General features: G+C 68.4%; 24 protein-coding genes. 7 read left to right on the top strand and 17 right to left on the bottom strand.

All coding sequences use genetic code 11. From position 1 onward, the window contains the following. Position 1: 1 nt before the first annotated feature. The 3 genes from rpmA to proB all read left to right on the top strand — a co-directional run bounded on the left by rpmA (position 2) and on the right by proB (position 2677). Positions 2–262: a 50S ribosomal protein L27 gene (gene rpmA / locus K0H49_RS12825; protein WP_140839925.1), complete on the top strand. Its 261-nt coding sequence runs from the start codon at positions 2–4 to the stop codon at positions 260–262. Positions 263–413: 151 nt separating this feature from the next. Further along, positions 414–1469 (top strand): Obg family GTPase CgtA, encoded by a 1056-nt coding sequence (gene cgtA, locus K0H49_RS12820; protein ID WP_219212625.1) that lies wholly within the window; start codon positions 414–416, stop codon positions 1467–1469. A gap of 65 nt (positions 1470–1534) precedes the next feature. Then, a complete protein-coding gene (gene proB / locus K0H49_RS12815) occupies positions 1535–2677 on the top strand; it encodes a glutamate 5-kinase (RefSeq protein ID WP_219212623.1) in 1143 nt (380 codons plus the stop codon). A gap of 25 nt (positions 2678–2702) precedes the next feature. On the opposite strand, the gene K0H49_RS12810 is transcribed toward proB, so the two are convergent. Both K0H49_RS12810 and K0H49_RS12805 read right to left on the bottom strand, forming a co-directional pair. Continuing rightward, positions 2703–3203, bottom strand: coding sequence for a CNP1-like family protein (locus K0H49_RS12810; protein WP_257624686.1), 501 nt, complete (start codon positions 3201–3203; stop codon positions 2703–2705). Then, the gene (locus K0H49_RS12805) at positions 3190–3846 is read right to left on the bottom strand and encodes an RNA pyrophosphohydrolase (RefSeq protein ID WP_219213298.1); all 657 of its coding nucleotides are present in this window, start codon (positions 3844–3846) and stop codon (positions 3190–3192) included. Before K0H49_RS12805 ends, K0H49_RS12810 begins: the two co-directional genes overlap by 14 nt. A gap of 114 nt (positions 3847–3960) precedes the next feature. Here K0H49_RS12805 and K0H49_RS12800 point away from each other — a divergent pair, with 114 nt between their 5' ends. Both K0H49_RS12800 and K0H49_RS12795 read left to right on the top strand, forming a co-directional pair. Next, positions 3961–5706 carry a proline--tRNA ligase gene (locus tag K0H49_RS12800; protein ID WP_219212618.1) on the top strand — a complete coding sequence of 582 codons (1746 nt, stop codon included), beginning with the start codon at positions 3961–3963 and terminating at the stop codon, positions 5704–5706. After that, the gene (locus tag K0H49_RS12795; protein ID WP_183025027.1) at positions 5703–6347 is read left to right on the top strand and encodes a lytic transglycosylase domain-containing protein; all 645 of its coding nucleotides are present in this window, start codon (positions 5703–5705) and stop codon (positions 6345–6347) included. The genes K0H49_RS12800 and K0H49_RS12795 overlap by 4 nt, the downstream gene beginning before the upstream one ends. Here K0H49_RS12795 and K0H49_RS12790 read toward each other — a convergent pair. The 5 genes from K0H49_RS12790 to hemA all read right to left on the bottom strand — a co-directional run bounded on the left by K0H49_RS12790 (position 6344) and on the right by hemA (position 11452). Then, on the bottom strand, positions 6344–7645 hold the full coding sequence (locus tag K0H49_RS12790) for a hemolysin family protein (protein ID WP_219212616.1): 1302 nt from the start codon (positions 7643–7645) through the stop codon (positions 6344–6346). The two genes, K0H49_RS12795 and K0H49_RS12790, sit on opposite strands and share 4 nt — an antisense overlap. Positions 7646–7742: 97 nt before the next feature. Beyond that, positions 7743–8069, bottom strand: a complete 327-nt coding sequence (gene grxD / locus K0H49_RS12785; RefSeq protein ID WP_219212614.1) for a Grx4 family monothiol glutaredoxin — start codon at positions 8067–8069, stop codon at positions 7743–7745. A gap of 68 nt (positions 8070–8137) precedes the next feature. Continuing rightward, positions 8138–8986 (bottom strand): peptide chain release factor N(5)-glutamine methyltransferase, encoded by an 849-nt coding sequence (gene prmC, locus K0H49_RS12780; protein WP_219212612.1) that lies wholly within the window; start codon positions 8984–8986, stop codon positions 8138–8140. Continuing rightward, positions 8983–10071 (bottom strand): peptide chain release factor 1, encoded by a 1089-nt coding sequence (gene prfA / locus K0H49_RS12775; protein ID WP_219212610.1) that lies wholly within the window; start codon positions 10069–10071, stop codon positions 8983–8985. Before prfA ends, prmC begins: the two co-directional genes overlap by 4 nt. 91 nt (positions 10072–10162) lie before the next feature. Continuing rightward, positions 10163–11452 (bottom strand): glutamyl-tRNA reductase, encoded by a 1290-nt coding sequence (hemA, locus tag K0H49_RS12770; RefSeq protein WP_219212609.1) that lies wholly within the window; start codon positions 11450–11452, stop codon positions 10163–10165. Positions 11453–11557: 105 nt separating this feature from the next. Here hemA and K0H49_RS12765 point away from each other — a divergent pair, with 105 nt between their 5' ends. Continuing rightward, positions 11558–11836: a hypothetical protein gene (locus tag K0H49_RS12765; protein WP_219212607.1), complete on the top strand. Its 279-nt coding sequence runs from the start codon at positions 11558–11560 to the stop codon at positions 11834–11836. Positions 11837–11843: 7 nt separating this feature from the next. On the opposite strand, the gene K0H49_RS12760 is transcribed toward K0H49_RS12765, so the two are convergent. From K0H49_RS12760 to ugpB, 10 genes are all read right to left on the bottom strand, one after another. Beyond that, the gene (locus K0H49_RS12760) at positions 11844–12356 is read right to left on the bottom strand and encodes a GNAT family N-acetyltransferase (protein WP_219212605.1); all 513 of its coding nucleotides are present in this window, start codon (positions 12354–12356) and stop codon (positions 11844–11846) included. Further along, positions 12356–13150 carry an ABC transporter ATP-binding protein gene (locus K0H49_RS12755; protein ID WP_219212603.1) on the bottom strand — a complete coding sequence of 265 codons (795 nt, stop codon included), beginning with the start codon at positions 13148–13150 and terminating at the stop codon, positions 12356–12358. The genes K0H49_RS12760 and K0H49_RS12755 overlap by 1 nt, the downstream gene beginning before the upstream one ends. Next, positions 13150–14046: an ABC transporter permease gene (locus K0H49_RS12750; RefSeq protein ID WP_219212601.1), complete on the bottom strand. Its 897-nt coding sequence runs from the start codon at positions 14044–14046 to the stop codon at positions 13150–13152. The genes K0H49_RS12755 and K0H49_RS12750 overlap by 1 nt, the downstream gene beginning before the upstream one ends. A gap of 75 nt (positions 14047–14121) precedes the next feature. Next, positions 14122–15102, bottom strand: coding sequence for an ABC transporter substrate-binding protein (locus K0H49_RS12745; protein ID WP_219212599.1), 981 nt, complete (start codon positions 15100–15102; stop codon positions 14122–14124). A gap of 156 nt (positions 15103–15258) precedes the next feature. Then, positions 15259–17763, bottom strand: a complete 2505-nt coding sequence (locus K0H49_RS12740; RefSeq protein ID WP_257624684.1) for a DUF3772 domain-containing protein — start codon at positions 17761–17763, stop codon at positions 15259–15261. Positions 17764–17797: 34 nt separating this feature from the next. Next, positions 17798–18538 (bottom strand): glycerophosphodiester phosphodiesterase, encoded by a 741-nt coding sequence (ugpQ, locus tag K0H49_RS12735; RefSeq protein WP_219212597.1) that lies wholly within the window; start codon positions 18536–18538, stop codon positions 17798–17800. A gap of 2 nt (positions 18539–18540) precedes the next feature. Continuing rightward, positions 18541–19548, bottom strand: a complete 1008-nt coding sequence (locus K0H49_RS12730; protein WP_219212594.1) for a sn-glycerol-3-phosphate import ATP-binding protein UgpC — start codon at positions 19546–19548, stop codon at positions 18541–18543. A gap of 137 nt (positions 19549–19685) precedes the next feature. Next, positions 19686–20537 (bottom strand): sn-glycerol-3-phosphate ABC transporter permease UgpE, encoded by an 852-nt coding sequence (gene ugpE, locus K0H49_RS12725; RefSeq protein ID WP_219212593.1) that lies wholly within the window; start codon positions 20535–20537, stop codon positions 19686–19688. A 1-nt stretch (position 20538) separates the two neighbouring features. Beyond that, positions 20539–21420, bottom strand: a complete 882-nt coding sequence (gene ugpA, locus K0H49_RS12720) for a sn-glycerol-3-phosphate ABC transporter permease UgpA (RefSeq protein ID WP_219212591.1) — start codon at positions 21418–21420, stop codon at positions 20539–20541. Between the two features lie 154 nt (positions 21421–21574). Continuing rightward, entirely contained in the window at positions 21575–22885 is a 1311-nt protein-coding gene (ugpB, locus tag K0H49_RS12715) for a sn-glycerol-3-phosphate ABC transporter substrate-binding protein UgpB (RefSeq protein WP_219212589.1), read from the bottom strand. Between the two features lie 251 nt (positions 22886–23136). On the opposite strand from ugpB, the gene serA reads away from it, so the two are divergent. Next, entirely contained in the window at positions 23137–24366 is a 1230-nt protein-coding gene (serA, locus tag K0H49_RS12710) for a phosphoglycerate dehydrogenase (protein ID WP_219212588.1), read from the top strand. Positions 24367–24411: the final 45 nt, after the last annotated feature.

Genomic DNA, 24411 nt, shown 5'->3' with positions numbered 1-24411 from the left:
CATGGCACAGAAAAAAGGCGGCGGCTCCACGCGAAACGGGCGCGATTCCAAGCCTAAGATGCTGGGCGTGAAAGCGTTCGGCGGTGAACTGATCAGCGCAGGCTCGATCATCGTGCGTCAGCGCGGCACCCAGTTCCACCCCGGCGTCAACGTCGGCGTGGGCAAGGACCACACGCTGTTCGCACTGGTCGACGGCCACGTGTCGTTCGCCATCAAGGGCGCGCTGAACAAGCACACGATCAATGTGACGCCGGCTGCGTAAGCACCGTCGTTTCGATCTGCCCGGAGCCCCGCTTGTCGGGGCTTCTGCATTTTTCGCCCGCTCGTCCGGGCGTCTCCATTTTTCCGCTCGCGGGGGGAGACTTCACATCGAAGTCGCCTGCCGGGCCTTTCATTTGTAAACTGGACATCCCATGAAGTTCGTCGACGAAGCCTTCATCGACATCGCCGCCGGCGATGGCGGCAACGGCTGCGTGTCGTTCCGTCATGAGAAGTACAAGGAATTCGGCGGTCCCAACGGGGGTGACGGCGGTCGGGGCGGGCATGTGTTCGCCGTGGCCGACATCAACCTCAACACGCTGGTCGACTTCCGCTATTCGCGGCGCCACGAAGCCAAGCGCGGCCAGCACGGCATGGGCTCCGACATGTTCGGCGCCGCCGGCGACGACATCGTGCTGAAGATGCCGGTCGGCACCATCATCACCGACGCCGAGACCGGCGAGGTGCTGTACGAACTGCTGGTGCCGGGCGAGATGGTCACGATCGCCAAGGGCGGCGACGGCGGTTTCGGCAACATGCGCTTCAAGAGCGCGATCAACCGCGCACCGCGCCAGAAGACGCCGGGTTGGCCGGGCGACAAGAAGAGCCTCAAGCTCGAGCTCAAGGTGCTGGCCGACGTGGGCCTGCTGGGCATGCCGAACGCCGGCAAGTCGACGCTGATCTCGGCCATCTCCAACGCCCGCCCGCGCATCGCGGACTATCCCTTCACCACGCTGCATCCCAACCTGGGTGTGGTGCGCGTCGGCCCCGAGCAGAGCTTCGTGGTGGCCGACCTGCCCGGCCTGATCGAGGGTGCGTCCGAGGGCGCCGGCCTGGGCCATCTGTTCCTGCGCCATCTGCAGCGCACCCGCCTGCTGCTGCATGTGGTCGACCTCGCGCCCTTCGACGAAGGCGTCGACCCCGTGGCACAGGCCAAGGCCATCGCCGGCGAGCTCAAGAAATACGACGCGGGCCTCTACGACAAGCCGCGCTGGCTGGTGCTCAACAAGCTCGACATGGTGCCGTCCGACGAGCGCGCCGCGCGCGTCAAGGACTTCGTCAAGCGGTTGCGTTTCAAGGGCCCGGTGTTCGAGATCTCGGCACTCACCCGCGATGGCTGCGAGCCGCTCGTGAAAGCCATCTACCAGCACGTCAAGGCGCAGCAGGTGGCCGAGCAGCCGCCGGTCGACGTCGATCCGCGCTTCGCCTGAGCGTTTCCCCGGGGCGGCCGCGGTCGCCCCTGTTTTCGAGTTTCTGATTCCGCCTCGCCTGCACCATGAGCTCCACCTTCGCTTCCACTGCCTTGCGCGATGCGCGCCGGATCGTCGTCAAGGTGGGCTCGAGCCTGGTCACCAACGAGGGCCGCGGGCTCGACGAGGCGGCCATCGGTGAATGGTGCCGCCAGCTGGCCAGCCTGATGCAGGACGGCCGCGAGGTGGTGATGGTGTCCAGCGGCGCGATCGCCGAAGGCATGAAGCGCCTGGGTTGGCGCACGCGCCCGCGCGAGATCAACGAACTGCAGGCCGCGGCCGCGGTGGGCCAGATGGGCCTGGCGCAGATCTACGAGACCAAGCTGCGGCTGAACGGCGTCGGCAGCGCGCAGGTGCTGCTCACGCACGCCGACCTGGCGGACCGCGAGCGCTACCTGAACGCGCGCTCGACCCTGCTCACGCTGCTGGGCCTGGGCGTGGTGCCGGTGATCAACGAGAACGACACGGTGGTCACGGACGAGATCAAGTTCGGCGACAACGACACGCTGGGCGCGCTGGTCGCCAACCTGGTCGAGGCCGACGCGCTGGTGATCCTCACCGACCAGAAGGGCCTCTACACCGCCGACCCGCGCAAGGACCCGCAGGCCACTTTCGTGCATGAGGGCCTGGCCGGCGACCTGGCGCTCGAGGCCATGGCGGGCGGCGTGGGCTCGGCCATCGGCAGCGGCGGGATGATCACCAAGATCCTCGCAGCCAAGCGCGCGGCCGGCTCGGGCGCCTCGACCGTGATCGCCTGGGGCCGGGAGCCCGATGCCCTGCTGCGCCTGGCGCGCGGCGAAGCCATCGGCACCTTGCTGGTGGCGCAGACCGCCAAGCACCAGGCGCGCAAGCGCTGGATGGCCGACCATCTGCAGCTGCGCGGCGCCGTCACCGTGGACGCGGGCGCGGCCGCCAAGCTGCGCGGCGAAGGCAAGAGCCTGCTGCCGATCGGCATGACGGGCGTGGAGGGCGAGTTCTCGCGCGGCGACGTGATCGCGGTGCGCGATCCGCAGGGCGCAGAGGTCGCGCGCGGCCTGGCCAACTATTCGAGTGCCGAGGCCCGCACGCTGTGCCGCAAGCCGTCGGCCGAATTCGAGCGGCTGCTGGGCTATGCGGCCGAGCCCGAGATGGTGCACCGGGACAACATGGTGCTGATGGGCGCGCGCTGACGCCAGTCAGCGCGCAGAGCTCGGATTATTCGAGTTCCTGCACCGGATTCTTGAGCCGTCGAATCATCTCGCCGACGCTGGCGCGCGGGGCGCCGCTGCGGCACAGGCCCTGGACCGCGAGCGCGTGGGTGTAGTTGGAGTTCACCAGTGCCATCGGCTTCCATTCCGGATTGGCGACCAGCTCCCAGCCGCTGCCGCTCGAGCGCGCATAGCTCTTGACCTCGCCGGTCGCGCAGCGCACGCCTTCGTAGAAGGCATTGACCGCGTTGCCGGACTTGCTGGTGCCCACGGCGACGTAGCGCACCAGGCCGTCGTCGGTGATCACGATGGTCGCCGGGTCCACGCCGAACTTGAGGGTCATGTAGGCGGGCACTTCGAAGGGCACCAGGCGGCGCAGGTCGTAGGCCGGCGGCGGCGGGGCGTCGCTTTCCTTCCAGTCGGGGCCCTGGAAGATCTGGCCGATGGCACCACCGCCTGCGCCGCCGAGCAGGCAGGCCAGCAGCAGGGCGCGGCTAGCGCGGGACATGGAAGGGGTTGCGCGAGGCAGGGTTGTCGTGGGCAGGCGTGGCATTGGGGTCCGGGTCGAAGGTGGCGCCCGGGGGCAGGTCGAACTGAGGGTCTTGGCCTGCAGCAGACGACGGGCGCTCGAATTCACGGGCGCGCACGTTGCTGCGCAGGAAGCGGTTGCGGAAGTCCTGGCGGGGCAGATAGCGTGCGAGTTCGGTCAGCGCCATTTCATAGACGCCGCGCTTGAACTCCACGACGACGTCGAGGGGTACCCAGTAGTCGTGCCAACGCCAGGCATCGAACTCCGGATGATCGGTGGCACGCAGGTTGAGGTCCCAGTCGTGTCCGACCAACTGCAGCAGATACCAGATCTGCTTTTGGCCCTTGTAATGGCCCCGTGCGTCACGGCGGATGAACCGATCCGGCACCTCGTAGCGCAACCAGTCACGGGTACGGGCGACGATCCTCACATGCTCCGGCTGGAGTCCCACTTCTTCATGCAATTCCCGGAACATGGCTTGCTCGGGACTCTCGCCTCGGTCGATGCCGCCTTGCGGGAATTGCCAGGAGTGAGTGCGGATGCGTTTGCCCCAGAAAACCTCGTTTCTCTGGTTGAGCAGGATGATGCCGACGTTGGGCCTGAAGCCGTCCCGGTCGAGCATAATCAAACCCCAATTTTTGAACTGCGTTGATTATGCCTGCCGGGTCGCTCTCGGCAAGCGACCAGTTCCCTGGCCCTGCGGCCCAAACCCCCTTCCTGAGCTCGCGAACGACCGATGAAAGCTTCCCGTTTCTTTGTCTCCACCCAGAAGGAAGCGCCGGCTGATGCCGAAGTCGCGAGCCACCGGCTCATGATGCGCGCCGGCATGATCAAGAAGCTGGGTGCCGGCATCTACAGCTACATGCCCATGGGACTGCGCGTGATCCGCAAGGTCGAGGCCATCGTGCGCCAGGAAATGGACCGCGCCGGCGCGGTCGAACTCGTCACGCCGGTGATCCAGCCGGCCGAGTACTGGCAGGAAACCGGCCGCTTCGACAAGATGGGCCCAGAACTGCTGCGCATCAAGGACCGTCACGACCGCGACTTCGTGATCCAGCCCACCAGCGAAGAAGTGGTGACCGACATCGCGCGCCAGGAATTCCGCAGCTACAAGCAGCTGCCGAAGAATTTCTACCAGATCCAGACCAAGTTCCGCGACGAACGCCGTCCGCGTTTCGGCCTGATGCGTGGGCGCGAGTTCACCATGAAGGACGCCTACAGCTTCGACCGTGACGGTGCTTCCGCCAAGGCCAGCTACCAGACGATGGCCGGCGCCTACCGCAAGATCTTCGATCGTTTCGGCTTGCGCTATCGCGCCGTGGCGGCCGACAGCGGCGCCATCGGCGGCGACCTGAGCGAGGAATTCCAGGTGATCGCCGCGACCGGCGAGGACGCCATCGTCTACTGCCCCGACAGCGACTACGCCGCCAACATGGAGAAGGCCGAGGCGCTGGCGCCCGGCACGCCGCGCGGCCCCGCCACGCAGGCGCTGACCCAGACGCCCACGCCGGGCAAGAGCACCTGCGCCGACGTCGCCGAACTGCTGGGCCTGCCGCTGGCGCGCACGGTCAAGTCGCTGGTGCTGGCCACCGAACTGCTCGATGCCGCCGGCCAGCCCAAGGGCGTGCAGGTCTGGCTGCTGCTGCTGCGCGGCGACCACGACATGAACGAGATCAAGGTCGGCAAGCTGCCCGGCCTGGACCAGGGCTTCCGCTTCGCGACGACGGCCGAGATCGACGAGCACTTCGGCTGCAAGCCGGGCTACCTCGGCCCGCTGAACCTGAAGAAGCCGGTACAGGTCGTCGCCGACCGCGATGTGGCGGTGATGGCCGACTGGATCTGCGGCGCCAACGTGCCCGACTTCCACTTCACCGGCGTGAACTGGGGCCGCGACCTGCCCGAGCCCGTGCTGGTGGCCGACCTGCGCAACGTGGTGGCTGGCGATGCCTCGCCCGACGGCAAGGGCGTGCTGGCGATCGAGCGCGGGATCGAGGTGGGCCACGTGTTCTACCTCGGCACCAAGTACAGCAAGCCGATGAATGCCACCTTCCTCGACGAGAACGGCAAGCCGCAGTTCCTCGAGATGGGCTGTTACGGCATCGGCATCACACGGCTGCCGGCCGCGGCCATCGAACAGAACCACGACGAGCGCGGCATCATCTGGCCCGACGCCATCGCGCCCTTCACCGTGGTGGTCTGCCCGATCGGCATGGACCGCAGCGCAGAGGTCAAGACCGCCGCCGAGGCGCTCTACGACCAGCTGCTGGTGGCCGGCGTCGACGTGCTGCTCGACGACCGCGGCGAGCGCCCGGGCGCGATGTTCGCCGACTGGGAACTGATCGGCGTGCCGCACCGCATCGTGATCTCGGACCGCGGGCTCAAGGAAGGCGAGCTGGAGTACCAGCACCGGCGCGACACCGCCGCGACCAAGGTGCCCGCCTCGGCGGCCCTGAGCTTCCTGCAGTCCCGCCTGGCCGCATGAGCCTGACGCCGGCCACCTCCCGCCGACAGCTGCTCGGCGGCGCGGCGGCCGGTGCGCTGGTGCTGGCCTGCCCGCGCGGCGCATGGGCCGGCGCGCAGATCGAGGAGCCGCTGATCGACTCGGTGCGCACCGCGCTGAGTTCGGCCATCCACAACAAGGCGCCCCCGATCCCCGAATTCGCGAGCACCGAGGCGCGGATGGCCTATTTGCGCTGGCTGGGCGACATGAGCGAGCGGCTCAAGAAGAAGATCGCCGACTGGCCCTCGCGCAAGGAATTCCTCCAGACCGCCTGGTACGAGAGCAAGCGCGCCGGGCTGGACGTGAGCCTGGTGCTGGGCCTGGTCCAGGTCGAGAGCAACTTCCGCAAGTTCGCCGTCTCGAGCGCCGGGGCGCGCGGCTACATGCAGGTCATGCCTTTCTGGACCCGGGTGATCGGCGACGCCGATCCCGCCAAGCTGTTCCACATGCAGACCAACCTTCGCTTCGGCTGCGTGATCCTGCGCCACTACCTGGACCGCGAGCGTGGCGACCTGTTCCTCACGCTCGGCCGCTACAACGGCAGCCGCGGGCGGGCGCCGTACCCGGACGCGGTGTTCGCCAACCAGCGGCTCTGGACCTTCAAGGACCGCGCGGCGGACTAGTTCTTGGGCGGCGTGCGCGTCACCATCACCTGGTCGATGCGGTAGCTGTCGACGTCCATCACCTCGAAGGTGTAGCCGGCCCAGACCACGCTGTCGGTGCGCTTGGGCACGCGGCGCAGCATCACCATCAGGAAGCCCGCCAGCGTCTCGTACTCGTCGGCATGCGGCAGCACGTCGATGTCGAGCGCGCGCTGCACGTCCTGCACCGGCGTCACGCCGTCGATCAGCCAGGAGTTCTCGTCGCGCCGCACGATCTGCTGCTCCTCGTCTTCCTGCGGGCCGACCAGGTCGCCCATCACCGTGCTCATCACGTCGTTGAGCGTGATCACGCCGACCACCAGGCTGTACTCGTTGACGATGATCGCGAAGTCCTCGTGCGCCTGGCGGAACTGCTCGAGCACCTCGGTCAGCGAGAGCCGGTCGGGCACCACCAGCGCCTTGTGCAGCGGCACGCCCTGGTCGAGCGCCAGCGGCTGGCCGCTCAGCACGCGCTGGAACATGTCCTTGGCATCGACGTAGCCCAGCACGTGGTCGATGTCGCCGTCGCACACCGGGTAGGCGGAGAAGGGTTCGGCCACGATGCGTGCGCGCAGCACCGATTCGGGGTCGTCCTTCTGGAACCAGGCGATGCGGTCGCGCGAGGTCATCACGCTGCCGACCAGCCGGGTGTCGAGCTCGAACACGTTGGCGATCACCTGCTGCTCGCGCGCGGCCAGCACGCCCGCGCGGGCGCCGGCCTCGGTCATGGCCAGGATGTCGGCCGAGGTGATCTGGTCGACGCGCTGCAGCGGCACGCCCAGGAGCTTGAACAGCAGGTCGGTGCAGCGCGTGAAGAACCACACCAGCGGCTTGAAGGTGGTGATCAGCACGTTCATCGGACCGACCATGCGCACCGCCAGCTGTTCGGGGTCGTTCATGCCCAGGCGCTTGGGGAACAGGTCGGCGAAGACCAGGAACAGCGCGATCACGATCGAGAACGAGGCCGCGAAGGCCCAACCCTGGGCCGCTTCGGCGCTGAGCCAGCGGCCGAGCAGGTCGGCGAAGAAGGGGGAGAAGGCGCCTTCTCCCACCACGCCGCCCAGGATCGCCACCGCGTTGAGGCCGATCTGGACCACGGTGAAATAGGGCCCGGGCTGTTCCTGGATGCGCAGCACGCGGTCGGCGCGTGCGTCGCCGTCGTCGGCCATCTGGCGCAGGCGCAGGCGGCGGGAGGCGGCGAGCGTGATCTCGGCCAGCGAGAAGAAGGCGCTCGCCGCGATGAGCCCGAGGATGAGAAGCAGGCTTTGGGTCAGTGTCATGGGGGTCTCGGATGCCCCTCATGTTACTGATTGCGCAAGGCGCCCGATTCGCCCACGGAGCCAGCCGCACCAATGGGTGGCGCGGCGGCGGGACGGCTTACGCCGCCGGGGCGCTGATCACTTGCTGCAGCTCGCCCGATTCGTACATCTCCATCAGGATGTCCGAACCGCCGATGAATTCGCCCTTGACGTAGAGCTGGGGGATGGTGGGCCAGTTGCTGTATTCCTTGATGCCCTGGCGGATCTCCTGGTCGTCGAGCACGTTGACCGTCTTGAGCGTGCGCGTGTCGACGCCCACGGCCTTGAGGATCTGGATCGCGCGGCCGGAGAAGCCGCACATCGGGAAGCTGGCGTTGCCCTTCATGAAGAGCACGAGTTCGTTGGTCTTGACGAGGTCGTCGATGCGTTGTTGGGCGTCGGACATGGGGGCACTCCTGAAAATAGACTGATCGGATTATTTCACCGCGCCGGCTTTCGCGCCGCGCGGCGGATTCAAAGCCCGGCGTAGCGCCCGCCGGTGCAGCGCGCGATGCCGGCCAGGTCGTGGCGGTGCTGAACCTCCTCGAAGCCCTGCGCGGCCAGCAGCGCACGCACGGCATCGGCCTGGTCGTGGCCATGCTCGAGCAGCAGCCAGCCCCCGGCCGCCAGGTGGCCGGGCGCGGCCCGCACGATGCGGCGCAGGTCGTCGAGGCCGTCGGTGCCCGCCACCAGCGCGGCCACGGGTTCGTGCGCCAGCGCGGGCAGGTGCGGGTCGCCGGCCGCGATGTAAGGCGGGTTGGACACGATGAGTTGGTAGCCCGTGGCCGCGCCGGCCAGCCAGTCGGCCTGGGCGAAGCGCACCGCCAAGCCCAGCCGGCGGCCGTTCTCGCGCGCGACCGCCAGCGCGTCGGCACTGGCGTCCACCGCGTCGACGCGGGCGTCGGGGCGTGCATGCTGCACGGCCAGCGCGATCGCGCCGCTGCCGGTGCCGAGGTCGAGCACGGTCGGGGCCTGGTGCGCCTCCAGGACTTCGAGCGCCCACTCGACCAGCGTCTCGGTGTCGGGCCGCGGCACCAAGACGCGGGCATCGACCTGCAGCGCCAGGCCGTGGAATTCCTTCTCGCCCAGCAGGTAGGCGGCCGGTTCGCCCGCGACGCGCCGTGCGCACAGCTGCGCGAACACGGTCCACGCGTCAGCGGGCAGCGCATCGCCGTCGTGCGCCAGCAGCCAGGCGCGCTCGTGCACCGGGCGCTGCAGCACCTGCAGCAGCAGCAGCTGGGCATCGAGCCGGTCCACGCCCAGCGCGGCCGCGGCGCGCAGCGCCTGGGCCAGCGTCGAAGGGGCTTGTGGGAGGTCCGTCATGCGGGCAGGCTCGATTCCAGCTCGGCCAGCTGTTCGGCCTCGCGCGCGGCCTGCAGGGCGGCCAGCACGTCGCCCAGGTCGCCTTCCATGATCTGCAGCAGCTTGTAGAGCGTGAGGTTGATCCGGTGGTCGGTGAGTCGGCCCTGCGGGAAGTTGTAGGTGCGGATGCGGTCGGAACGGTCGCCGCTGCCGACCAGGCCCTTGCGCAGCGCCGCGTCCTTGGCGGCGCGCTCGCTGCGGTCCTTTTCCTGGATCCGGGCCGACAGCACCTGCAGCGCCTTGGCCTTGTTGCGGTGCTGGCTGCGGTCGTCCTGGCACTCGGCCACGATGCCGGTCGGGATGTGCGTGATGCGCACCGCCGAGTCGGTCTTGTTGATGTGCTGGCCGCCCGCGCCGCTGGCGCGGTAGGTGTCGATGCGCAGGTCGGCCGGGTTGATCTGCACCGCCACGGTCTCGTCGGGCTCGGCGAGCACCGCCACCGTGCAGGCGCTGGTGTGGATGCGGCCCTGCGTCTCGGTGGCCGGCACCCGCTGCACGCGATGGCCGCCCGATTCGAAGCGCAGCTGGCCGAACACGTCGTCGCCCACGATGCGCAGCACCACTTCCTTGAAGCCGCCCAGCTCGCTCGGGCTCTCGCTGACGATCTCGCAGCGCCAGCCGGCGCGCTCGCAGTAGCGCGTGTACATGCGCAGCAGGTCGCCCGCGAACAGCGCCGACTCGTCGCCGCCCGTGCCAGCGCGGATTTCCATGAAGGCGTTGCGCGCGTCGTCGGGGTCCTTGGGCAGCAGCAGGCGCTGCAGTTCGTCCTCGAGCTGCAGCAGCTCGGCCTCGCCGCCGGCGATCTCCTCGCGCGCCATCTCGGCCATGTCGGGGTCGTCGAGCATCTCCTGCGCGCCCGCGATGTCGGCCTCGCGCTGCGTGTAGCGGGCCCAGCGGCCGGCGATCTGCGTGACCTCGGCGTGCTCCCTGGAGATCACGCGGTACTGCGCCATGTCGCTCATGATGTCCTCGCGCGAGAGCAGGAAGTCCAGCTCGCCGAGGCGTTGCGCATAGCGCTCGAGTTGATGGCGCAGAAAGGGTTTCACGGCAGGAACGGAAAAAGGGAAGAGGGCGCCTTCCGTCAAAGGGAAGACAGGGGCGGGCGGCCGCATGCGGCAGCCGGGCAGACCAGCGTCGCTAACGCTCTTTGGGGCCGCGCGGGTCGCCGCGCAGGAACAGGCGCGAGACCACCTGCGCGGTCTGGGCACGCGCGGCGGCGTCGCCCGCGTGCAGCTCGGCCATGGCGCCGTGCAGCATCTTCTGCGTGAGGCCGCGCGAGAGCGCCTCCAGCACCGCATCGACCGACTCGCCCCTGGCCAGCAGCTTGCGGGCGCGGGCCAGCTCGGCCGCGCGCCACTCGTCGGTCTGGGCGTTGAGCTGCTGGATCAGCGGCACGGTGCCGCGCTGGTCCAGCCAGTGCATGAAGCTCTGCACGCCGGCGTCGATGATGACTTCGGCCTGCGCCACCGCGGCCTGGCGGCTGGCCTGGCCCTGCTGCACCACCTGGGCCAGGTCGTCCACGGTGTAGAGGTAGACGTCTTCCAGCGCCTTGACTTCGGGCTCGATGTCGCGCGGCACGGCCAGGTCGACCATGAACATGGGGCGGTGCTTGCGCTGCTTGAGTGCGCGTTCGACCGCACCCAGGCCGATCAGCGGCAAGGTGCTGGCGGTGCAGCTCACCACGATGTCGAATTCGGCCAGCCGCGCCGGCAGGTCGGCCAGCCGCATCGCGGTGCCGCCGAAGCGGGTGGCGAGCTTCTCGCCGCGCTCGATGGTGCGGTTGGCGATGGTGATGGACTTGGGTTCCTTGGCCGCGAAGTGGGTCGCGGCCAGGTCGATCATCTCGCCGGCGCCCACGAACAGCACGCGGGTCTGGCGCAAATCCTCGAACAGCTGGCCGGCCAGCCGCACGGCCGCGGCCGCCATGCTGATCGAATGCGCGCCGATCTCGGTGGCGGTGCGCACTTCCTTGGCGACCGCGAAGGAGCGCTGGAACAGCTGGTTGAGCGTGCTGCCCAGCGAACCGACGCTTTCGGCAGCGCGCACGGCGTCCTTCATCTGGCCCAGGATCTGGGCCTCGCCCAGCACCATCGAATCGAGGCCGCTGGCCACGCGGAAGGCGTGGCGCGCGACGGCGTCGTTGCTCAGCGTGTAGGAATGGGTGCGCAGCAGCGCCGGCGACACGCCGCCGCTCTCGGCCAGCCAGCCCAGCGCATGGTCGACGGCGGTGTGGTCGGCCGCGCAATAGATCTCGGTGCGGTTGCAGGTGGAGATGATCGCGGCCTCGATGGCCGGGTGCCGGCCAGAGGCGAAAGAGCTGCGCAGGCTCTGCAGCGTGGGGGCCAGCTGATCGACCGCGAACGCGAAACGACCGCGCAGATCGAGCGGCGCGGTCGTGTGGTTCAACCCAAGGGCCCAGACTGACATAGACAGCGATTATAAAATCAGCGGCCGACCGGGTCCCGCCCGGGGGTCAATGGCATTCCCTATGACCGCCATGATTTTTGCCGCCTGGCCCACGTTTCGCCTCTGATGGACCTGCTGAACACCCTCGATCACCTGCTGAATTTCGCCGCGCCGGCGGCCTTTCTCGCGCTGGTGCTGGTGGCGATCGGGCGTTTCCTGGGTGCCTCGCGCACCGGCGTGCCGCGCTGGTGGCTGCAGTGGGCGATCACCTTTGTCGCCGGTGTGGCGGTCCTGGTGGCCGGGCTCGTGGTGTCCGGGCGCGACGGCCGGATGAGCACCTATGCCGCGCTGGTGGTCGTTTGCGGCACCGTGCAGTGGCTGGTGCTGCGCGGCTGGCGCCGCTGAGCCGCCCTCAGCCGAGCCGGCGCGCCATGTACACCGCGTCGCCTGGGTAGGTGTCGAGCCGGGCCTGCTGCGCGGGCCCCGCCGGCGCGACCGCCGCATAGCCGTGACGCGCCCAGAAGCCGACCGATGCCTGCACCGACACCAGTGTCGAGTGCGCCCAGCCCGCCTGCGCCGCGTGGGCCCAGGCGTGGCGCACCAGCAACGGCCCCAGGCCCAGACCGGCCGCCGACGGATGCACCGCCAGGTCGTGCAGGTAGAGCGCGTCGGCCGCGGGCGCGGGCTCGAATTCGCCGTGCAGCGGCGTGAGCTTGCCCCGCACCGAGGGATAGGCGGCGAGGTAGGCGCGCACCGCGCCGGCCTGTTCGACCACCCAGCCGGTGTGCGGCGCGGCCGCGCGGCGGCGGGCGATCAGCGCGCCGTCCTCGACGAAACCGGCGCCGTAGCAGGCCAGCTGGATCGCGAGCACGGCCTCGAGGTCGTCGGCGTGCATCGTGCGCAGCCGCACGGCTTGCGGCGCCATCAGGCCAGCAGCAGCTTGTCGTCGTCGAGCTTCTCGCCGCGCGTCTGCTCGAACATGCGCAGCAGGTCGGGCACGTCAAGCCCATCGCGCTGCGGTCCGGCCACGTCGAGGATCACCTGGCCCTCGTGCAGCATCACGGTGCGCGAACCGTAGTCCAGCGCCTGGCGCATGCTGTGCGTGACCATCATCGCGGTCAGCTGGCTGCCTTCGACGATCTTGGCCGTGAGCTCGAGCACGAAGGCCGCGGTCTTGGGGTCGAGCGCGGCCGTGTGTTCGTCCAGCAGCAGGATGCGCGAGGGCCGCAGCGAGGCCATCAGCAGGCTCACCGCCTGCCGCTGGCCGCCCGAGAGCAGGCCGATGCGGTCGGTCAGCCGGTTCTCCAGCCCCAGCTTGAGGATCGCCAGCTTCTCGCGGAACAGCTCGCGCAGGCCGCGGTTGAGCGCGAAGCCGAAGCTGCGGCGCTCGCCGCGCTTCCAGGCCAGCGCCATGTTCTCCTCGATGGTCAGGGCCTCGCAGGTGCCGGCCATCGGGTCCTGGAACACGCGGGCCACCATGCCCGAGCGCTGCCAGGCGTTGAGCCGCGTGACGTCCTTGCCGTCGATCTCGATGCGGCCCTGGTCGACGATCAGGTCGCCGCTCACCGCATTGAGGAAGGTCGACTTGCCCGCGCCGTTCGAGCCGATCACGGTGACGAACTGGCCGGTGGGGATCTCCAGGTCGAGCCCGCGCAGCACGCGGTTCTCGATCGGCGTGCCCGCGTTGAAGGTGATCTCGAGTTGTTGGGCGCGCAGCATCAGTTCTTCCCCTTGAAAAGCGCGCCCAGCTTGCGCTTGTAGGCGGGCACCAGCAGCGCGAAGGCCACGAGCACGGCGGTCACCAGGTTCAGGTCCTGCGCCTGCAGGCCCATGAAGTCGGTGTTGAGCGCCAGCGCGATGAAGAAGCGGTAGAGCAGCGCGCCGATGATGCAGGCCAGCGTGGTGATCACCATGCTGCGCGCGGGCAGCAGCGTCTCGCCGATGATCACCGCGGCCAGGCCGATCACGATCGTGCCCACGCCCATCGAGATGTCGGCCGTGCCCTGGCTCTGCGCGAACAGCGCGCCCGCCAGCGCCACCAGCGCATTGGAGATCGCCAGGCCCGCCATGGTGTGGAAGTCGGTCGAGATGCCCTGGGCGCGCGCCATGCGTGCGTTGCTGCCGGTGGCGCGCATCGCGAGCCCGGCTTCGGAGGCGAAGAAGATGTCGACCACGATCTTGGCCGCGATCACGATCAGCAGCAGCAACAGCGGCTTGGCCCACTGCTCGGGCATGCCGCCGAAGTCGACCATGGTGAACACGGTGGGCTCGGTGATCAGCGCGACGTTGGGCTTGCCCATCACGCGCAGGTTGATCGAGTACAGCGCGATCATCACCAGGATGCTCGCGAGCAGCTGCATGATCTTGAGCTTGACGTTGAGCCAGGCCGTGAGCCAGCCAGAGGCCGCACCGGCAATGCAGGCCATGACGGTGGCCGGGACCGGGTTCCAGCCGGCGACGATCAGCGTCGCGGCGACGGCGGCGCCCAGCGGAAAGCTCCCGTCGACCGTGAGGTCGGGGAAATTGATGATGCGGAACGACATGAAGACGCCCAGCGCGACCAGTCCGAAGATCAGACCGATCTCGATGGCGCCCAGCGATGCGATGAGGGACATGGGGGCTTCCTGCGAGGCAAGAGGACAGGCCCGACGCCGCCGCCACACGGCGGCGACGGGCCCGCAGGGGCTGGCTTACTTGGTGCTCACGACCTTGGCCGTCTTCAGCAGTTCTTCGGACAGGGTCACGCCCTGCAGCTTGGCCGCGCCGGGGTTCACCACCAGTTCGAAGTTGGTGCTGGTCTGCGAGGCGATGGTGCCGGGCTTCTCGCCCTTGAGGATGCGCACCACGATCTTGCCGGTCTGGCGGCCGATGTCGCTGTAGTTCAGGCCCAGGGCGGCCACGGCGCCGCGCTCGACGGTGGCGGTGTCGGCGGCCACCACCGGCAGCTTGGCCTGCTGGGCCACCTTGACGATGCCCTCGAAGGCCGAGACCACGTTGTTGTCGGTCGGCGTGTAGATCACGTCGGCCTTGCCCACCAGGCTCTGGGCGGCGGTCGGCACGTCGACGGTGCGTGCGGCGGCGGCTTCGACCACCGTCATGCCGGCGTCGGTCGCAGCCTTCTTGAGCGCGGCGACGATGGCCACCGAGTTGGCTTCACCGGGGCTGTAGATCACGCCGATGCGTTTGGCGTTCGGCACCACCTGCTTGATCAGGGCCACGTGCTTCTCGAGCGGCGACAGGTCGGACACGCCGGTCACGTTGGTGCCCGTGGCGTCCCAGTTCTTCACCAGCTTGGCCGCGACCGGATCGGTGATCGCGGAGTACACGACCGGGATGGTCTTGGTGGCGGCCACCACGGCCTGCGCCGAGGGCGTGGCGATGGCGACGATCACGTCGGGGGCATCGCCCACGAACTTGCGGGCGATCTGCGCCGCGGTGCCCACGTTGCCCTGCGCGCTCTGGTAGCTGAACTTGAGGTTCTTGCCTTCTTCGTAGCCGGCGGCCTTGAGCTCGGCCTTGACGCCGTCGCGCACGGCGTCGAGCGCGGGATGTTCGACGATGGCGGTCACGGCCACCGACTTGGTGTCGGCGGCGAAGGAGGGCGCGGCGGCCAGCATGCCGAGGGCCAGGGCCACGGCGCTGAAGGGGGTGCGAAGCAAGGCATTTTTCACTGAAGGTCTCCGAAGAAGCGTGGATGCGTCTGAATGCCGCTTCGGTCTGGATGACCGGCGCGGCACGCAGCAGGCCGGCGCGCGCAATGCGTTGCCGGCAATGGCGAGTCTAGAGGCTGGAACGCACAGGGACGGTGCATGAATCCCCGAATCGCGTCAGGTCTGCGTGCCGGGGATCGGCGAGCTGGGCGTGGCCGGCACCACGGCCGCCGCCGCCGGCTCGGCCGGCGCCATCACCATCGTGGTCGGCGTCGCCATCGGCAGCCCGGCCTTCTTGAGCTCTTCGAGGATCACGAACAGCAGGTCGCTGCGCACGCCACCCGCCAGCCGCGGGCTCGCCACATAGGCGATGGCCTGGAAGATCAGCAGCCCGTTCTCGATGCCCTCGAGCGTGAGCGAGGGTGCGGGCGTCGCCAGCACGCCCTCGTGGGTGCTGCAGGCCGCGAGCATCAGCGTGCGCACCTGCTGCGCGTCGGTGGTCAGCGGCATCGGCAGGCGGATCAGCACGCGGCCTTCGGCATTGGCCAGCGTCATGTTGCGCACGGTCTTGGTGATGAACTCGGAATTCGGCACGATCAGCGTCGAGCGGTCGCCCAGCTGGATCTCGGTGGCGCGCACGTTGATGCGACGCACGTCGCCCTCGGCCGTGCCCAGCACCACCCAGTCGCCCACCTTCACCGGCCGCTCGGCCAGCAGGATCAGCCCCGAGATGAAGTTCTGCACGATGGCCTGCAGCCCGAAGCCGATACCCACCGACAGCGCGCTCGCCACCCAGGCGATGCGTTCGATGCCGATGCCCAGCGCCGACAGCGCCGAGGCGACCACCAGGATGCCGCCCACATAGCCCAGCAGGGTGGTGAGCGAGCTGCGCATGCCGGGCTCGAGCGTGGTGCTCGGCAGGTAGCTGTTGTCGAGCCAGCGCTTGAACAGCCGCAGCACGAGGAAGCCGATCACCAGCACCGCAAGCGCGCCGAACAGCGCGCCCGGCACCAGCTCGAACTGGCCCACCTTGAGGCTGGAGCCGACCTTGCCGCTGCGCTGGAACAGTTCGCTCGGCGACGTGCCCAGCGGCGCCAGCAGCGCGATCACCAGGTAGAAGAACAGCGCGACGCGGCCCACCGCGGACAGCACGATGGCCGCCTGGTCGAGCGTCTGCGGCGCGACGTTGAGGCTCTTCTGCAGCCGCTGGCCGGCATTGCTGCGCGAGGACAGCAGCGCGATGAACAGGTCGTCGGTGAACTTGAACAGCAGGTAGGCCGCGGCGCCCACCACGCCGGTCCAGGTCAGCTGGCTGGCGAGGAAGCTGGCCAGCGACACATAGCCGAAGGCGGCCAGCACGCAGATCGCGATCAGCACCACCGCGACCGCGCCGGTCACCAGCCCGACCCACAGGGGCCGGCCGGCGAGCGCCGCGGCCTCTTCCGGCTTGAGCGCGTCGGGCGCGGGCGCTGCGGCGATGGCCGGCGCCACGTCGGCCTCGGGCAGGCGCAGGCGCATCAGCATCACCACCGTCAGTGCGGTCAGCGCCAGGGCCGTGGCCACATGGGTCGCAACCGTGGCGGCCAGGCTGGCGTCGACCAGCGTGTTGATCTGGGTCGTGAGCCAGATCAGCGTGGTCACGCCCGCGATCAGCCAGGGGTAGGGCGCCATGCGCGCGGCCATGGCGTCGGCCATCGGCGGCAGCCGCCACGACGGTCGGCCGTTGGCCAGCAGGGCACGGCCTAGGCCGATCACGAAGCCCACGAAGATGGCGAAGTTGGCCACCGATTCGCCCAGGCGCTGCGCGGTCGGGCCCCACTGGCCCGCGTCCTCGAGCGTCTGCCAGCCCCATTGCGCGGCCAGCGCCACGATCAGCACGGTGGCCGTCACCATGGCCACGGCCAGCAGCGAGCGCCGCAGCCGGCCCATCGGGAAGCTGCGGGCCGCGAGCCGGGTGAGCCCGTGTTCGGCGGCCCAGCTGCCCAGCAGGGCCAGCAGCAGCGCGCCGACCAGCGAGGCGATCACGCCGCCGCGCTCGGGGCCGTGCAGGGCGGTCGAGACACCGGTGCGGACCTCCTTCTCGAGCGCCACCAGCCGGTCGCGGTCGGTCGGCCAGGCACTGCGGATGTCACGCCAGAAGGCGCCGGCCAGCGGTGAATTGGAGCGTTCGAGCAGATGCGCCTCGAACAGCGCGCGGCGCTGGGCGAGCAGGTCGCTGCCGCGCTGCTGGGCGTCGACCGCGACCAGGCGTGCGAGCCGGATGTCGGCGTCCAGCGCGTTGCGTTCCTTTTCCAGCGCGGCCCGCTGGCGCGTGATGTCGGCGTCCTCGGCGGTGCCCTTGGGCGGGGCGGTGCCCAGTTCACCCAGCCGGGCGTTGAGGTCGGCCAGCGGGCCGGCGCGCGAGGCCACGAAGCGCTGGGCCTGGGCCACGATGTCCTGGGTCTGCGCGACCAGGGCCGTGACGTCGTCGTCGGTGTCGACCGCCTCGGGGATCTTGTCGAGCCGGGCGCGCAGCGCGGGCACCGTGATTTCGGGCGCCGGCACCGGGCTGCCATTGCTGCCGTCGCCGGCGGTCACGGCCACGGCCGTGGCCTTGGCCGCCGGCGGTGGGGCCGCGACAGCGGTCATGGCGAAGGCCGCCAGCAGCAGCAGGGCGGCCAGCCCGCGGGAAATGGATCTCATCGGGCCATTATGAGAGCCCGCGGCGGCGCCGGATTCAGCCCGCGGGGCTGAACAGATCGACGCGGTCGGTGATGATGCCGTCGGTGCCCAGGGCGATGAGTCGCTCGGCCGCCCACTCGTCGTTGACGGTGTAGCTCAGCGTGCGCATCCCGGCCTCATGGGCCAGGGCCACGGTGGTGGCGTCCCACAACGCATGGTTGCAGACGATCGCCACGCAGCCCAGATCGCGCGCCGCGACCAGCCAGCCGTCCCACAGCGTGTCGAGCAGCAGCCCGCGCGGCAACTGGGGCGCCGCGTCGCGCGCGCCGGCCAGCGCCTCGGTCTTGAAGGAGGTCAGAAGCGGCGGGATCGCCTCGCCGGCCCAGAGCCGTGCGGCGTCGCGTGCCACCACTTCGCCGGTGCGGCGTTCGACGCCGGGCGTGGGCTTGATCTCGATGTTCAGCAGCAGGTGGTTGCGCACGCAGTAGCGCGCCACGTTCTCCAGGCTGGGCAGCGGCTCGCCCGCGAAGGCGCGCGAATGCCAGCTGCCGGCGTCGAGCTGCGACAGTTCGGCCCACGGCCGGTCGCCGCCGGTGCCGCGGCCGCTGGTGGTGCGTTCCAGCGTGCTGTCGTGCATCAGGAAGGGCACGCCGTCGGCGCTGAGCTTGGCGTCGCACTCGAACATGCGGTAGCCATGCGAAGCGCCCAGCCGGAAGGCCGCTAGCGTGTTCTCGGGCGCGAGCTTGCCGGCGCCGCGATGCGCGACCCAGCGGGGGTAGGGCCAGGGCGCCGCCATGGTCAGACTGTTCTCTTGCCGGAGCCGGCGTCGAACCAGTGCAGGCTCTCCTGCGGCGCCGAGATATGGACCGTGTCGCCGGCGGTCGGCGGATGGTCGGCTGCGTCGGTGCGCATGATGATCTGCTCCTCGCCGATGCGACCGTAGACCAGGCGCTCGGCGCCCAGCAGTTCGACGTGCTCGACCTGCACGGTCCAGCCGGTCTGGTCCAGCTTCAGGTGCTCGGGGCGCACGCCGAGGATCTGGCCCGGGCGCACGCCGGGTGCGTGCTTGAGCAGGTTCATGGGCGGCGAGCCGATGAAGCTGGCCACGAAGGTGGTCGCGGGGCGGTTGTAGACCTCTTCGGGGGTGCCGAACTGGTCCATCACGCCGCCGTTCATCACGATGATGCGCTGCGCCAGGGTCATGGCCTCGACCTGGTCGTGGGTCACGAACAGCGAGGTGATGCCCAACTCGCGGTGCAGCTTCTGGATCTCGATGCGGGTCTGGGCGCGCAGCTTGGCGTCGAGGTTCGACAGCGGTTCGTCGAACAGGAAGACCTGCGGCTGGCGCACGATCGCGCGGCCCATGGCCACGCGCTGGCGCTGGCCGCCGGACAGCTCGCGCGGCTTGCGCTCGAGCAGGTGGCCCAGCTCGAGGATCTTCGCGGCCTTGTCGACGCGGGTCTTGATCTCGGGCACCGGCACCTTGGCGATCTTCAGGCCGTAGGCCATGTTGTCGAAGACCGTCATGTGCGGGTAGAGCGCGTAGTTCTGGAACACCATCGCGATGTCGCGCTCGGAGGGTTCGAGGTCGTTCACCACGCGCCCGCCGATGGAAATCTCGCCCGCCGAGACTTCTTCCAGGCCGGCGACCATGCGCAGCAGCGTGGACTTGCCGCAGCCCGAGGGCCCGACGATCACGATGAATTCATGGTCGGCGATCTCGGCGCTCACGCCGTGGATGACCTGGTTGGCCTTGGGGCCCACGCCGTAGCGCTTGATGACGTTGCGAAGGGAAAGTGCAGCCATGTTCTTCTCGATCTCTGCCTCAACGAGGCGCTATTTCTTTTTCCAGGACCACCGCAGAACCGGCTTCGCCGGGCCGCTGGTGGTGCCCCCTTAAGGGGGGAGCGGGCTACACGAAGTGAGCCCGCCTCGGGGGTGGGTCACTTCTCTGTGTCGACCAGGCCCTTGACGAACCACTTCTGCATCAGCACCACGACCAGCGCGGGCGGCAGCATCGCGAGGATGGCCGTGGCCATCACCACGTTCCACTCGTTCTGGCCGTCGCCGCCGGCGATCATCCGCTTGATGCCCACCACCACCGGGTACATGTCTTCGCTGGTGGTCGCGAGCAGCGGCCAGAGGTACTGGTTCCAGCCGTAGATGAACTGGATCACGAACAGCGCCGCGATCGAGGTCTTCGACAGGGGCAGCAGCACGTCGAAGAAGAAGCGCATCGGGCCCGCGCCGTCCATGCGCGAGGCTTCGGTCAATTCCTCGGGCACCGTCAGGAAGAACTGGCGGAACAGGAAGGTGGCCGTGGCCGACGCGATCAGCGGCACCGTGAGACCCGCATAGGTGTTGAGCATGTTCAGGTCGGCCAGCACCTTGTAGGTGGGCAGGATCCGCACCTCCACCGGCAGCATCAGCGTCACGAAGATGGCCCAGAAGCAGATCTTCTTGAACGGGAAGCGGAAGTAGACGATCGCGAAGGCCGACAGCAGCGAGATCGAGATCTTGCCGACCGAGATCACCATGGCGGTCACGAAGCTGACCCACATCATGTGGGCCACCGGCGCATTGGAGCCGGCGCTGGTTTCGCGGCCGAACAGCGCGGCCTTGTAGCTGTCCCACATGTGGCCGCCGGGCAGCAGCGGCATCGGCGCCTGCACGATCTCCTGCGCCGTGTGGGTGGAGGCCACAAAGGCCAGGTAGAGCGGGAAGGCGACGATCAGGACGCCGAGCACCATGACGACGTGCGCCAGGATCCCGTGGGTTCCGCGTTTTTCGACCATATCAGTATTGAACCTTTTTCTCGACGTAGCGGAATTGCACGACCGTGAGCGCCACGACGATGAGCATCAGCACCACCGACTGGGCCGCCGAACCGCCGAGGTCCATGGCCTTGAAGCCGTCGTAATAAACCTTGTAGACCAGGATCGCGGTGTCCTTGCCCGGGCCGCCTTGCGTGGCCGCATCGACGATCGCGAAGGTGTCGAAGAAGGCGTAGACCACGTTGATCACCAGCAGGAAGAAGGTGGTGGGCGAGAGCAGCGGGAACTGCACCGTCCAGAAGCGGCGCCACGGGCGCGCGCCGTCGATGGCGGCGGCTTCGATCAGCGACTTCGGGATCGACTGCAGGCCGGCCAGGAAGAACAGGAAGTTGTAGGAAATCTGCTTCCAGACCGAGGCCATGACAATCAGCGTCATGGCGTGGCCGGAGTCCAGCAGGTGGTTCCAGTTGATGCCGAACTTGCCCAGCGCATAGGCCACGACGCCCAGCGACGGCGAGAACATGAACACCCACAGCACGGCCGCGACCGCGGGGGCCACGGCGTAGGGCAGGATCAGCATCGTCTTGTAGAAGGTGGCGCCGCGCACCACGCGGTCGGCGAACACCGCCAGCATCAGCGACAGGCTGATGCCGATGCCGGCGACCAGCACCGAGAACAGCGCGGTCGTCTTGAAGGACTCGACGTAGCTCGGGTCGGCGAACAGCTGCCTGAAGTTGTCGAAGCCGACGAACTCGATGGACGTGCCGAACGGGTCCTGCTGCTGCAGCGACTGCAGCAAGGCCTGCGCCGCAGGCCAGAAGAAGAAGACCAGGATCACCGCCATTTGGGGTGTCAGAAGCAGCCACGGCAACCAGCCGGAGCGAAAGAAAACGCGTTTTTCCATAGGGACCCTGGATAAAAGAAAACCCGCCGGGCTCGAAAGCGCGGCGGGCAGAGTCTACTGTGGTCGACGCCCCTCTTTTACCGGCGGGAACCCTCTCTGTCTCGCAGGGAGGCCAGGGCGGGGTGCCGGCGGTGCGGCGAAGACCGAAAAGGCGTCAGCCCTTGTTGGCTTTCTGGAAGCGCTCGAGCTGCTCGTTGCCGCGCTTGACGATCGAGTCCAGGGCTTCCTTGGCGGTCTTCTTGCCATTCCAGACCTGTTCGAGTTCTTCGTCCTCGATGGCGCGGATCTGCACGTAGTTGCCCAGGCGGATGCCGCGGCTCTTGTCGGTCACCTTGCGGATCATCTGCGTCACGGCGACGTCGGTGCCCGGGTTCTGCTTGTAGAAGCCGGATTCCTCGGTCAGCTTGTACGAGGCGGTCGTGACGGGCAGGTAGCCCGTGCGCTTGTGGCTGGCGGACTGCACTTCAGGCTGCGAGATGAAGCTGAAGAACTTGGCCACGCCCTTGTACTCCTCGGCCTTCTTGCCCGACATCACCCACAGGCTGGCGCCACCGATGACGGTGTTCTGCGGTGCGCCCGGCACGTCCGGGTAGTAGGGCAGAGGTGCCAGGCCGTAGGCGAACTTGGCGTTCTTGGCCACGTTGCCGTAGAAGCCCGAGGAGGTGTTGATCATGGCGCACTCGCCCGAGACGAACGAAGCCTCGGGCACGTTGCCGCGGCCCTTGTAGACGAACAGGCCCTGCTTGGCCATGTTGGCCAGGTTCTCGATGTGGCGCACATGCAGCGGCGAATCGACCTTCAGGCGGGCGTCCAGGCCCTGCAGGCCGTTGGCCTTGGAGGCGAACTCGACGTTGTGCCAGGCCGAGAAGCTCTCGACCTGGGTCCAGTTCTGCCAGGCGGTGGTGAACGGGCACTTGTGGCCGCTGGCCTTGAGCTTGGCGGCCGCGGCCACCACTTCGGGCCAGGTCGCCGGCGCCTTGTCGGTCGGCAGGCCGGCCGCCTTGAAGGCGTCCTTGTTGAAATAGAAGATGGTGGTCGAGCTGTTGAACGGGAAGCTCAGCATCTGGCCGTTGGGGGCCGTGTAGTAGCCGGCCACGGCGGGGATGTAGGCGGCCGGGTCGAACTTCTCGCCCGCGTCCTTCATGATCTGGCCCACCGGGATGACCGCGCCCTTGCTGGCCTGCATCGTGGCGGTCCCCACTTCGAACACCTGCAGGATGTGCGGTGCGTTGCCGGCGCGGAAGGCCGCGATCGAGGCGGTCATCGACTCGTCGTACGTGCCCTTGAAGGTCGGGACGATCTTGTAGTCCTTCTGGCTTTCGTTGAATTGCTTGGCGAGGTCGTTGACCCACTCGTTGTTGACCGCGGTCATCGAGTGCCACCACTGGATCTCGGTCTGCGCTTGCGCCGTGTTGAACAGTGTTGCCGCGAGCGCCGAGGCCAAGGCGAGCGTTTTGAATCGCATGAAGACTCCTGATGGGATTTTGAAAGCAGAAAAGCGCGAATGGTAGACCGTGCTTGATCGTAGGTCGTGCCTGTGACACAACCGCGTCATGTTTGTCGCACGAGGGTGTCGACGGCGCCAAGCGGGGAAACCCTTTTGGCGCCCGGGCCGGGGCCCGCCAGCCGTTGTGTTGCGCTGCACCATGCTAGCATCGTCATCCCTCCTTTTCAGCTCTGTCTTGCGAGCGATTCGCAGGGCTTTCGCGACCTCCCATGAGCAAGACCTCCCTCGACAAAAGCAAGATCAAGTTCCTTCTGCTCGAAGGTGTGCATCCCTCTGCAATCGAGGTCCTCAAGGGCGCGGGTTACTCGCAGATCGAGACCCTGCCCAAGGCGCTGCAAGGCGAGGAGCTCAAGGCCAAGCTGGCCGACGTCCATTTCCTCGGCATCCGCTCGCAGAGCAAGCTCACGGCCGACGTGCTGTCGGCGGCGCCCAAGCTGGTGGCGGTCGGCTGCTTCTGCATCGGCACCAACCAGGTCGACCTCAACGCGGCGCGCGAGCGTGGCGTGGCGGTGTTCAACGCGCCGTACTCCAACACCCGCTCGGTGGCCGAACTGGTGCTGGCCGAGGCGATCCTGCTGCTGCGCGGCATCCCGGCGAAGAACGCGCTGGTGCACCGCGGCGGCTGGATGAAGTCGGCGGCCCATTCGCACGAGATCCGCGGCAAGACGCTGGGCATCGTGGGCTACGGCTCGATCGGCACCCAGCTGTCGGTGCTGGCCGAAGGCCTGGGCATGCACGTGGCCTTCTACGACGTGGTGAGCAAGCTGCCGCTGGGCAATGCACGCCAGGTGCCGAAGCTGCACGACCTGCTGGCCCAGAGCGACATCGTGAGCCTGCACGTGCCCGAGCTGCCGTCCACGAAATGGATGATCGGCCCGGCCGAGATCGCGGCCATGAAGCAGGGCGGCATCCTGATCAATGCGGCGCGCGGCACGGTGGTCGACATCGACGCGCTGGCCCAGGGCATCCAAAGCGAGAAGCTCTGGGGTGCGGCGATCGACGTGTTCCCGGTCGAGCCCGGCAGCAACAACGAGGAGTTCCAGTCGCCGCTGCGTGGCCTGGACAACGTGATCCTCACGCCGCACATCGGCGGCTCCACGATGGAGGCGCAGGCCAACATCGGCGGCGAGGTGGCCGAGAAACTGGTCAAGTACAGCGACAACGGCACCTCGATCTCCTCGGTCAACTTCCCCGAGGTGGCGCTGCCCGCGCACCCGGGCAAGCACCGGTTGCTGCACATCCACCACAACGTGCCGGGCGTGCTGTCGGAGATCAACAAGATCTTCTCGGACAACCAGATCAACATCGCCTCGCAGTACCTGCAGACCAACGAGAAGGTCGGCTACGTGGTGACCGACATCGATGCGGCCTCGTCCGACCTGGCGCTCGAGAAGCTCGCCCAGGTGCCCGGCACCATCCGCAGCCGGGTCCTTTTCTGAGCCGTCAGCGCCGGCATCGGCGCTGACTTAAAATCTCCGGCCCGG

The sequence above is a fragment of the Variovorax boronicumulans genome (assembly GCF_019352895.1).
Lineage (GTDB): Bacteria > Pseudomonadota > Gammaproteobacteria > Burkholderiales > Burkholderiaceae_C > Variovorax > Variovorax boronicumulans_A.
The sequence above is the reverse complement of the archived record's forward strand: the minus strand, read 5'-3'. Positions and strand labels throughout refer to the sequence as shown.

Bases quoted from the DNA above. Each gene is read 5' to 3' on its own strand.
- ugpE (WP_219212593.1), bottom strand. From the start codon at position 20,537: ATGGTCGAAAAACGCGGAACCCACGGGATCCTGGCGCACGTCGTCATG.
- K0H49_RS12800 (WP_219212618.1), top strand. From the start codon at position 3,961: ATGAAAGCTTCCCGTTTCTTTGTCTCCACCCAGAAGGAAGCGCCGGCT.
- ugpA (WP_219212591.1), bottom strand. From the start codon at position 21,420: ATGGAAAAACGCGTTTTCTTTCGCTCCGGCTGGTTGCCGTGGCTGCTT.
- K0H49_RS12795 (WP_183025027.1), top strand. From the start codon at position 5,703: ATGAGCCTGACGCCGGCCACCTCCCGCCGACAGCTGCTCGGCGGCGCG.
- K0H49_RS12740 (WP_257624684.1), bottom strand. From the start codon at position 17,763: ATGAGATCCATTTCCCGCGGGCTGGCCGCCCTGCTGCTGCTGGCGGCC.
- K0H49_RS12730 (WP_219212594.1), bottom strand. From the start codon at position 19,548: ATGGCTGCACTTTCCCTTCGCAACGTCATCAAGCGCTACGGCGTGGGC.
- K0H49_RS12790 (WP_219212616.1), bottom strand. From the start codon at position 7,645: ATGACACTGACCCAAAGCCTGCTTCTCATCCTCGGGCTCATCGCGGCG.
- ugpB (WP_219212589.1), bottom strand. From the start codon at position 22,885: ATGCGATTCAAAACGCTCGCCTTGGCCTCGGCGCTCGCGGCAACACTG.
- serA (WP_219212588.1), top strand. From the start codon at position 23,137: ATGAGCAAGACCTCCCTCGACAAAAGCAAGATCAAGTTCCTTCTGCTC.
- hemA (WP_219212609.1), bottom strand. From the start codon at position 11,452: ATGTCAGTCTGGGCCCTTGGGTTGAACCACACGACCGCGCCGCTCGAT.
- rpmA (WP_140839925.1), top strand. From the start codon at position 2: ATGGCACAGAAAAAAGGCGGCGGCTCCACGCGAAACGGGCGCGATTCC.
- K0H49_RS12755 (WP_219212603.1), bottom strand. From the start codon at position 13,150: ATGCTGCGCGCCCAACAACTCGAGATCACCTTCAACGCGGGCACGCCG.
- prmC (WP_219212612.1), bottom strand. From the start codon at position 8,986: ATGACGGACCTCCCACAAGCCCCTTCGACGCTGGCCCAGGCGCTGCGC.
- K0H49_RS12765 (WP_219212607.1), top strand. From the start codon at position 11,558: ATGGACCTGCTGAACACCCTCGATCACCTGCTGAATTTCGCCGCGCCG.
- cgtA (WP_219212625.1), top strand. From the start codon at position 414: ATGAAGTTCGTCGACGAAGCCTTCATCGACATCGCCGCCGGCGATGGC.
- K0H49_RS12805 (WP_219213298.1), bottom strand. From the start codon at position 3,846: ATGCTCGACCGGGACGGCTTCAGGCCCAACGTCGGCATCATCCTGCTC.
- grxD (WP_219212614.1), bottom strand. From the start codon at position 8,069: ATGTCCGACGCCCAACAACGCATCGACGACCTCGTCAAGACCAACGAA.
- proB (WP_219212623.1), top strand. From the start codon at position 1,535: ATGAGCTCCACCTTCGCTTCCACTGCCTTGCGCGATGCGCGCCGGATC.
- K0H49_RS12810 (WP_257624686.1), bottom strand. From the start codon at position 3,203: ATGTCCCGCGCTAGCCGCGCCCTGCTGCTGGCCTGCCTGCTCGGCGGC.
- ugpQ (WP_219212597.1), bottom strand. From the start codon at position 18,538: ATGGCGGCGCCCTGGCCCTACCCCCGCTGGGTCGCGCATCGCGGCGCC.
- K0H49_RS12760 (WP_219212605.1), bottom strand. From the start codon at position 12,356: ATGGCGCCGCAAGCCGTGCGGCTGCGCACGATGCACGCCGACGACCTC.
- K0H49_RS12750 (WP_219212601.1), bottom strand. From the start codon at position 14,046: ATGTCCCTCATCGCATCGCTGGGCGCCATCGAGATCGGTCTGATCTTC.